Consider the following 6,499-nt stretch of genomic DNA (forward strand, 5'->3'; position numbering starts at 1 on the left):
CTAAGTGTCTAGAGTTTTGGGAAAGTGAAAAATTAAATATCATATAACTTGAGAGAGTGAGAAAATCGCTCTCTTTTTTCGTTGCCAAAAATTAAGGAAAGGAGAAAAAATGTCAGATAATATTGAAATTGTTATGGATATTGATTCCTTAGAAATTTTCGATGTAATAGATCTTGATAAGAATGAAAATATGGTTGATTGTATCCCTGAAGGAAATTCTGAAGAAAAGGTATCTCCATACGATGACCTCGATAGAGTTTGGCTTGGAAACGGTTATTATTATAAGCCCTCTAGTCTACTTTGGGAAGTTATGAAAGATGATGTTATTCATGAATTATGTCCTAGAATTGAGCTTGGCACTTATCCTTACTCCAGAAGAGCTAGAGATGGAACTTGGGGACAAACTAGCCAATTGACTCAGGATGAAGCCTTGTGGTTGACTCTGGAGTTTAATCCAGAATTGATGGGGTATATTTAGGGAAATAAATTATATACCTTGATTCTATAATTTATTTGATTGTCCCTTTAAAACAGATTTTCTCATTATCCATTATGATATAGCTGTGAATTAACACTAGTTTGTGACAAGAAAGGATTACCTATGAAACAACACCAAACAAAGGTCTCAAGGTTGACTAGAGACGTAATGATTTTAGATTTGATGAATACAATGGGATGGACTAAAAGCCGTGCTATTGCAGCTATTGAAGAGTTAGAACAAACTCATCTTGTCTATTTTCCTGAAGCTGGTGGCTTGAGATTACAAGTTGTAGGAGGCTACTAATGGCAGATATCACGATTGACCAACTAGCCACTCTAACTTTTTATCAAATTCCAGAAATCTTTTTCACCCGTATTCAACACAATGAGAACGGCTATGTCAAATTGACTAGTTCTTACACGGGTCTTTCATCTGATGCTAAGTTAGCTTATGGCGCTCTTTATAATCGCTGTAAATTAAGTATCAGTTCATTCCAGAAGGGAAATAGAGATTACGTTGATGAAAATGGAGCGGTCTTTCTAATTTTTACAGTTTCTGACCTGATGCTGCTATTGGATAAGGGAAAGATGAAGGTTACTAAGATCAAGAAAGAACTACAAGAACATGGTCTCTTACGAGAAGTTAGGCAGGGACTCAATAAGCCGAATAGACTTTATCTTCAGCTAGTCGATGCTAATTTAGAAATAGTGGAGCACTATTCAGCTGATGGTGAGTTACTGAAGAGGGTTAATGCCTTTGGTAAAGTTCTATATGAAAAAGTACCCCAAAGCATTGGTAATAGCGAAAGTATCAAAAACGGACGTCCGCAAAATGGACTTCAAAACGTCCACGAATCGGACGGAATAAATACAGAGAAGAGTAAGATTGATACTCTTTACGATACTAATCGATACAAGAGCGAATCATCTCTTTCTGATTTATCAATCTCTGAAGCATTTAAAATGGGGCAACATGGTTTTCTTTCTACTCAACTAGTTCAGAAACTCAGTTTGTTTGGGAAAGATGCAAAAATTCTTGAAAATAAAATCTATCAATCGAAACGTCAAGTTGAGAAGAATTACAACAACCTCTTAGCTGGTCAGGAAATTTATGGAGAGGTTTGGCTGCAAGATCTTGAACGTGAGCTTGATAAATTGATTTTCAAAATTAAAACAGGAGAGGCTGAAGGAAAATCAATCCAGAATGTCCCAGCCTACTTCTACAAAATGATGATTCGTTTTTGGAAGATGGCTTTACTCATTGAAAAAGAACAGGGCTTTATGGAGGTATCAGGACAAAGTGAATATGCTAGAAAATCCCCTGCTGAGTGTCCTAGTCTTATTGCATACTATTATCCAGATAAACTGTCGGAGACGAAACTCAATAGCTATTTATCAGAATTGTCTAAGGGAGTTGAAACATGTTAAAAGATGAATTTAGACCAATTGATGGTAAAGTGCTAACGATAGGTCGTAGCCCGAAGGAGAAAATCTACATGGTTCCTAAAGCTGTTTTTGATTTACCGAAAAAAGAAAGAGCTGAGAAACTCAGCCAAATTTTCTCATCATGGCAACAGAAAGAGGATTGATTTCATGGGATTGTTTAATAACCAAGAGAGAATGAACAGATTACAAGCTGTGAAGGCTACACCTTCTCAACCAGTTCAAGAGATTGAAATGATTGTAGAGTATTTTGATAAAACGGTAGACAGTATTTCCGTCACTTCCAACTTAGAGGAACTAGAAAAATTGGTATCAAGTTCATTTGGAACAGGAGCGAGTATGAATTTTCCATCAGCGACTCCGCCGTTTTCTATCAATCCTCGATGGGTGAAGAAGATAACTTATCGGACAAAATAAGGAAGATATCAGGAGGATAGTAATGTTTAAACTAGTTACAATGGCTTTACTATTGATCTTAGCTTATGGAATAGGGCTTGTCATGCTGGAGCTGAAGAATGCTCCTCTGATGGATGATGAAATACCATCAAGTTTAAATAATGAAGGAGACAAGTAGATGTGAGTAAACAAACACAAAATCGTATCAGAGAATTACGAAAAAAAGCCAAATTATCACAACAAGCCTTGGCTGATCAGATAGGGGTGTTTCGCAACACCATATCTAACTGGGAAACAGGGTATAGTCAGATAAGTCTGGAGAATGCCAAAAATGTGGCAGAATATTTCGGGGTAACCATTGACTACCTGTTAGGATCAGAATCGGACCAAACCTAGTACAGATAAATCTATATTGACCGAGAAGTCATTAAACTACAGACCTTTGAAAACTGAATACAAGGCTTGCCCTGATACAGCGTGGCTATGGATAAAAAAGAAACGGGGGCGAGTAGCAAACTAGAAAAGGATATCTAGTCCAGCCACTGAACGAAAAAGCATGACACTGGTCATAAGCTGAAGGAGTAAGGGTTCCTAGACTATAAACCCAGCGAATAAAATACCGATGTAAAAATACGTTTTTACACAGCACGGCGTAATTTTCGCCTTTCAACTTCAAGGAGAAATCTATGACAGATGAAATAACCGTCCGCCTAAAGGACTTAAAAGTTTTAGGAAAACAAGGAGGTGCGACAGCTCGCTTAGAGGACGGTACAGACCTTATCCTGAAGCCAGACTATGCAGTCAAACAGGCTAGAGGATATGTAGACGGCCTTTTAAGGGATGTTGAATTTCATTTGCCTTATAAAAAGGTTTATGATCAAATTCGCACTATTAAGAGAGATGCTCAAGTTATAGCTCGAAAAGTTAAGACACCATCAGGAATGGAGCTTCGTTTAACTGGAAAAGGTTATAACCCGAAAAATAAATAAAGAAAAGGAAAAATGAAAATGAATAAGAAACAAGTATTAGCTACACTAGCACTTTCAACTATCGCACTAGCACAAGCTGGTTATGTATCAGCAGATGAACTTGCACCAATTGACTCTTCAGCTCCAACAACAGAAGTAGTTACGCCAACAACGCCTAGCGCTTCAACAGAAACAGAAGCTCCAGCAGTTCAGCCAACAGAACCTTCAGTTACTCCAGTTGATCCAACAACTCCAGATACATCATCAACTACAGATAAAGGTGAACCTGCAATTCAACCAGAGCTCTCTGAAGCAGTAGTAAGTGACAAAGGTGAACCTGCAATTCAACCAGAGCTCTCTGAAGCGGTAGTAAGTGACAAAGGTGAACCTGCAATTCAACCAGAGCTCTCTGAAGCGGTAGTAACCAACAAAGGCACCCCAGAAGTCCAACCTGAATTGCCAAAAGCTGAAAAGCCAAAAACAACAGATGAGGCCAATGAACAAGGAAAATCACAAATTGGGACGACTTCAACCGCAACAGGTCAAGTAGTTCATGATGTGACAAAAGCTCCTGTTGAAACAAATACAGGTGCGTCAATTGTTAGCACCCAAGACGGAAACGTCGTTCTTTCAGATGGTTCAGTGGTTGCTCCTGAAGAGGTCGGTGGTACTGTCAACGAAGATAAGACTATCTCTGTTACTGATAAAGAAGGCAAACTTAAAACACTTCCAAACACAGGAACAGAACAAAGTTTTCTAGCTGCAATCGGTGGAATGTTGTTGACAGCGGTTGGCTACTTCTACAAGAAGAAATTATTTTAATTAAAGGAGAAAAGAAAAATGTTAAAATCAAATGAATATAAGGCTTATGGTTCAATCCGTAAAACAAAAGTTGCAGGAGCTTGTGGAGTAATCTTGGCGCTTGCTATGTTAGGTATGGCGTTTAATGGTACTGTATCGGCTGATGAAGTTTCAACTGCTAAGCCTGTTGCTGTAGAAAAGAAAACAGAAGTAGAAGTTCCTATTTCTCATGACAAGCTTGACAAAGCTGTAGCAGAAGCTAAAAACGCAGGTGTAAAGGTTGAAGTTGGAGCTGTTCAGGACAAAGGTGTTGCAACCTCTGAAACAGTAGCAGAAAAGCAAAAAGAAATTGAAGCTGATTATGCTAAACAGGAAAAAGATGTCAAAACTGTGACTGATGATTATTCTTCTAAGGTAGATAAAACTACTAAAGAACGTGAAGTAATTGAAAAAGAAAACAAGGCTAAACAAGAAGCGTATGACAAAGCTGTAACGGATCATAAAGCAGAAGTCAATCGTATTGAAGCCGAAAATAAAGCTATTCTTGCAGACAATGCTAAAAAAGAAGCTGATACCAAAGCCGAAAATAAAGCTATTCTTGCAGACAATGCTAAAAAAGAAGCTACCTACAATAAAAACGTAGCAGATCAAAAAGCCTACAATAAAAACGTAGCAGATCAAAAAGCCTACAATGAAAAGGTTGAAAAGGACAACGCTGATTTAAAAGCTGATTATGACAAAAAACAAGCAAAATATGAAAGCGATCTTGCTGAGTACAACAAGAAAAAAGCAGAACTTGCTAAGAAGGGGGTAAAAGCTGAAAAACCTCATATCAAGGTTTATGGTGATTACGACAACAGCAAGCGTGGTAGCGTTGGGTATTACAGCAACCTAACAGCTTCATTTGAAGGTATTGACGGTCTAACTGCTGTAAAAGATTATATTGGTTTGCACTCTGACACTACTATTAGTGGTAGTCGTGCAGGATTGCTTGGGAAAAATCCTGAATATTTTGCTGAAATTGTAAATCCAAAGGCAGGCGATTCATTCACGCTTCACAATGTTGCTGAAAGTAAAGATGGTAAGAAAATCTCTGCTAAGTTTACTTTTAATAGTGCTGAAGCTTATTTTGTAAAAGATGGAAAACCGTTAAGTGATACTAGAATTTATGTTCGTAAAGATAATGGAAGTGGCTCTATTAACTTTGTATATGGGAACTTGATTCAATTTGATACTAAAGTTGATTTATTCTATGAAAAGACAAATAAACCTGCTGTGACAGCGATTGCTTCAACTTTCAACGACATTGACTGGGGACAGGAGTTACGCTTCACTTACCAAGACGGTTCAGAAGGCATTGTCCTTAACCCTAACGGTTCAGATGTTAAGAAAATTACTCGTGGTGGCAAAGAATATTTTAAGGGCGAACATAAGTCTGCTAGTGGTAAATATTACGAAAACGTTGGAGACGAGTCAGATATTCCACTTGGTTCACTTCTTTCTGTTGGATATGGTTCTAGCTTTAATTTTGCTTATCATATCGGTGCAGGTGTGGCAAGTGAGGAAGAAATTGAGTCAAAACGAGCAGAAGTAATCAGACAAAATGGTGGCAAAAACCTTGCCGATAAGGATATTTTCTATCAAGATGGTTGGGCTGTTGGATTGTTTGGTAAAGCAAGTTCAACTGTGCCAATTACTATCCCTTTGGATCCTCCACGTAAACCTGAATTGAAACAAAAGGATACCAAAGAAATTCCTAAACCTAAATTGGAAAAACCAAAAGAGTTTGTACCTCGTCCAACACTTCCAACTCCACCTGCTCCAACTCCACCAGAGAAGAAAAAAATTCCTGAAATGCCTTTAGTTCCTACTGTCAAAGTGAACTATTCACGCTTGCGTGTGAAACCATTAACTCCAAAACCTAAAAAGGCTATTGTTGATACATTCGGACATAATATTGATGGGGCTAATACATTCGATAAGAATGTAAAATTCCGTTTGACTACTGATTATAAGCCTTATTCAACGTTTACTGCTGATTCTAAAACTTATGGTAAGACATGGGCTATGGCAGATGATGTTCAAGATGGTGCTTACAAGGTAGATGACAGCAAAATCACTATGAAGGATTCTACTGGTAAAGATGTTAAAGCGCTCTTTAATATGTACCATGTTCTTTCTGAAAAACAACGCACAAAAGAAATTCAAAGCATTTTGAAAGAAGCTGGTTTGAATCCTAAAGGCGAATTTTACCTTTGGGTAGCGAAAGATTCTGCTTCATTCTATAAAAACTATGTGAAACCAGTTAAGAATATCACGATTGAGCTTCCTGCACGTTTGCTTGTAGAAAAAGGCAAAATTGTGAAAAATGATTTCCATCAAATTGACTTTGGAAATGCCTTTGTCTCTAA

At 37.7% G+C, this 6,499-nt stretch carries 10 protein-coding genes; all 10 read left to right on the plus strand.

Going from position 1 to position 6,499, the window contains the following annotated elements; translation table 11 throughout:
- Positions 1 to 109: 109 nt before the first annotated feature.
- Positions 110 to 478 carry a hypothetical protein gene (locus N5909_RS01580; protein WP_033681017.1) on the plus strand — a complete coding sequence of 123 codons (369 nt, stop codon included), beginning with the start codon at positions 110 to 112 and terminating at the stop codon, positions 476 to 478.
- Between the two features lie 123 nt (positions 479 to 601).
- The gene (locus tag N5909_RS01585; RefSeq protein WP_009729741.1) at positions 602 to 784 is read left to right on the plus strand and encodes a hypothetical protein; all 183 of its coding nucleotides are present in this window, start codon (positions 602 to 604) and stop codon (positions 782 to 784) included.
- Positions 784 to 1,908: a replication initiator protein A gene (locus N5909_RS01590; protein ID WP_033681018.1), complete on the plus strand. Its 1,125-nt coding sequence runs from the start codon at positions 784 to 786 to the stop codon at positions 1,906 to 1,908. Before N5909_RS01585 ends, N5909_RS01590 begins: the two co-directional genes overlap by 1 nt.
- Positions 1,902 to 2,069: a hypothetical protein gene (locus tag N5909_RS01595; RefSeq protein ID WP_000910110.1), complete on the plus strand. Its 168-nt coding sequence runs from the start codon at positions 1,902 to 1,904 to the stop codon at positions 2,067 to 2,069. Before N5909_RS01590 ends, N5909_RS01595 begins: the two co-directional genes overlap by 7 nt.
- Before the next feature lie 4 nt (positions 2,070 to 2,073).
- Positions 2,074 to 2,340, plus strand: a complete 267-nt coding sequence (locus N5909_RS01600; RefSeq protein WP_033681019.1) for a hypothetical protein — start codon at positions 2,074 to 2,076, stop codon at positions 2,338 to 2,340.
- Between the two features lie 22 nt (positions 2,341 to 2,362).
- The gene (locus tag N5909_RS01605) at positions 2,363 to 2,497 is read left to right on the plus strand and encodes a hypothetical protein (protein WP_265182510.1); all 135 of its coding nucleotides are present in this window, start codon (positions 2,363 to 2,365) and stop codon (positions 2,495 to 2,497) included.
- 2 nt (positions 2,498 to 2,499) lie between these two features.
- The gene (locus N5909_RS01610; protein ID WP_033681021.1) at positions 2,500 to 2,715 is read left to right on the plus strand and encodes a helix-turn-helix transcriptional regulator; all 216 of its coding nucleotides are present in this window, start codon (positions 2,500 to 2,502) and stop codon (positions 2,713 to 2,715) included.
- A gap of 290 nt (positions 2,716 to 3,005) precedes the next feature.
- Entirely contained in the window at positions 3,006 to 3,308 is a 303-nt protein-coding gene (locus N5909_RS01615; protein WP_033681022.1) for a hypothetical protein, read from the plus strand.
- Positions 3,309 to 3,326: 18 nt separating this feature from the next.
- Positions 3,327 to 4,109, plus strand: a complete 783-nt coding sequence (locus N5909_RS01620; protein ID WP_033681023.1) for an LPXTG cell wall anchor domain-containing protein — start codon at positions 3,327 to 3,329, stop codon at positions 4,107 to 4,109.
- An 18-nt stretch (positions 4,110 to 4,127) separates the two neighbouring features.
- Positions 4,128 to 6,499: SspB-related isopeptide-forming adhesin (locus tag N5909_RS01625; protein ID WP_271630696.1), on the plus strand; the 2,372-nt coding region annotated here is incomplete at its 3' end.

This window comes from Streptococcus gwangjuensis (genome assembly GCF_028156745.1).
Taxonomy (GTDB): Bacteria; Bacillota; Bacilli; order Lactobacillales; family Streptococcaceae; genus Streptococcus; species Streptococcus gwangjuense_A.

Excerpts from the sequence above, each read along its gene's own strand:
- N5909_RS01585 (WP_009729741.1), top strand. The coding sequence starts at position 602 with ATGAAACAACACCAAACAAAGGTCTCAAGGTTGACTAGAGACGTAATG.
- N5909_RS01590 (WP_033681018.1), top strand. The coding sequence starts at position 784 with ATGGCAGATATCACGATTGACCAACTAGCCACTCTAACTTTTTATCAA.
- N5909_RS01595 (WP_000910110.1), top strand. The coding sequence starts at position 1,902 with ATGTTAAAAGATGAATTTAGACCAATTGATGGTAAAGTGCTAACGATA.
- N5909_RS01615 (WP_033681022.1), top strand. The coding sequence starts at position 3,006 with ATGACAGATGAAATAACCGTCCGCCTAAAGGACTTAAAAGTTTTAGGA.
- N5909_RS01580 (WP_033681017.1), top strand. The coding sequence starts at position 110 with ATGTCAGATAATATTGAAATTGTTATGGATATTGATTCCTTAGAAATT.
- N5909_RS01605 (WP_265182510.1), top strand. The coding sequence starts at position 2,363 with ATGTTTAAACTAGTTACAATGGCTTTACTATTGATCTTAGCTTATGGA.
- N5909_RS01620 (WP_033681023.1), top strand. The coding sequence starts at position 3,327 with ATGAATAAGAAACAAGTATTAGCTACACTAGCACTTTCAACTATCGCA.
- N5909_RS01600 (WP_033681019.1), top strand. The coding sequence starts at position 2,074 with ATGGGATTGTTTAATAACCAAGAGAGAATGAACAGATTACAAGCTGTG.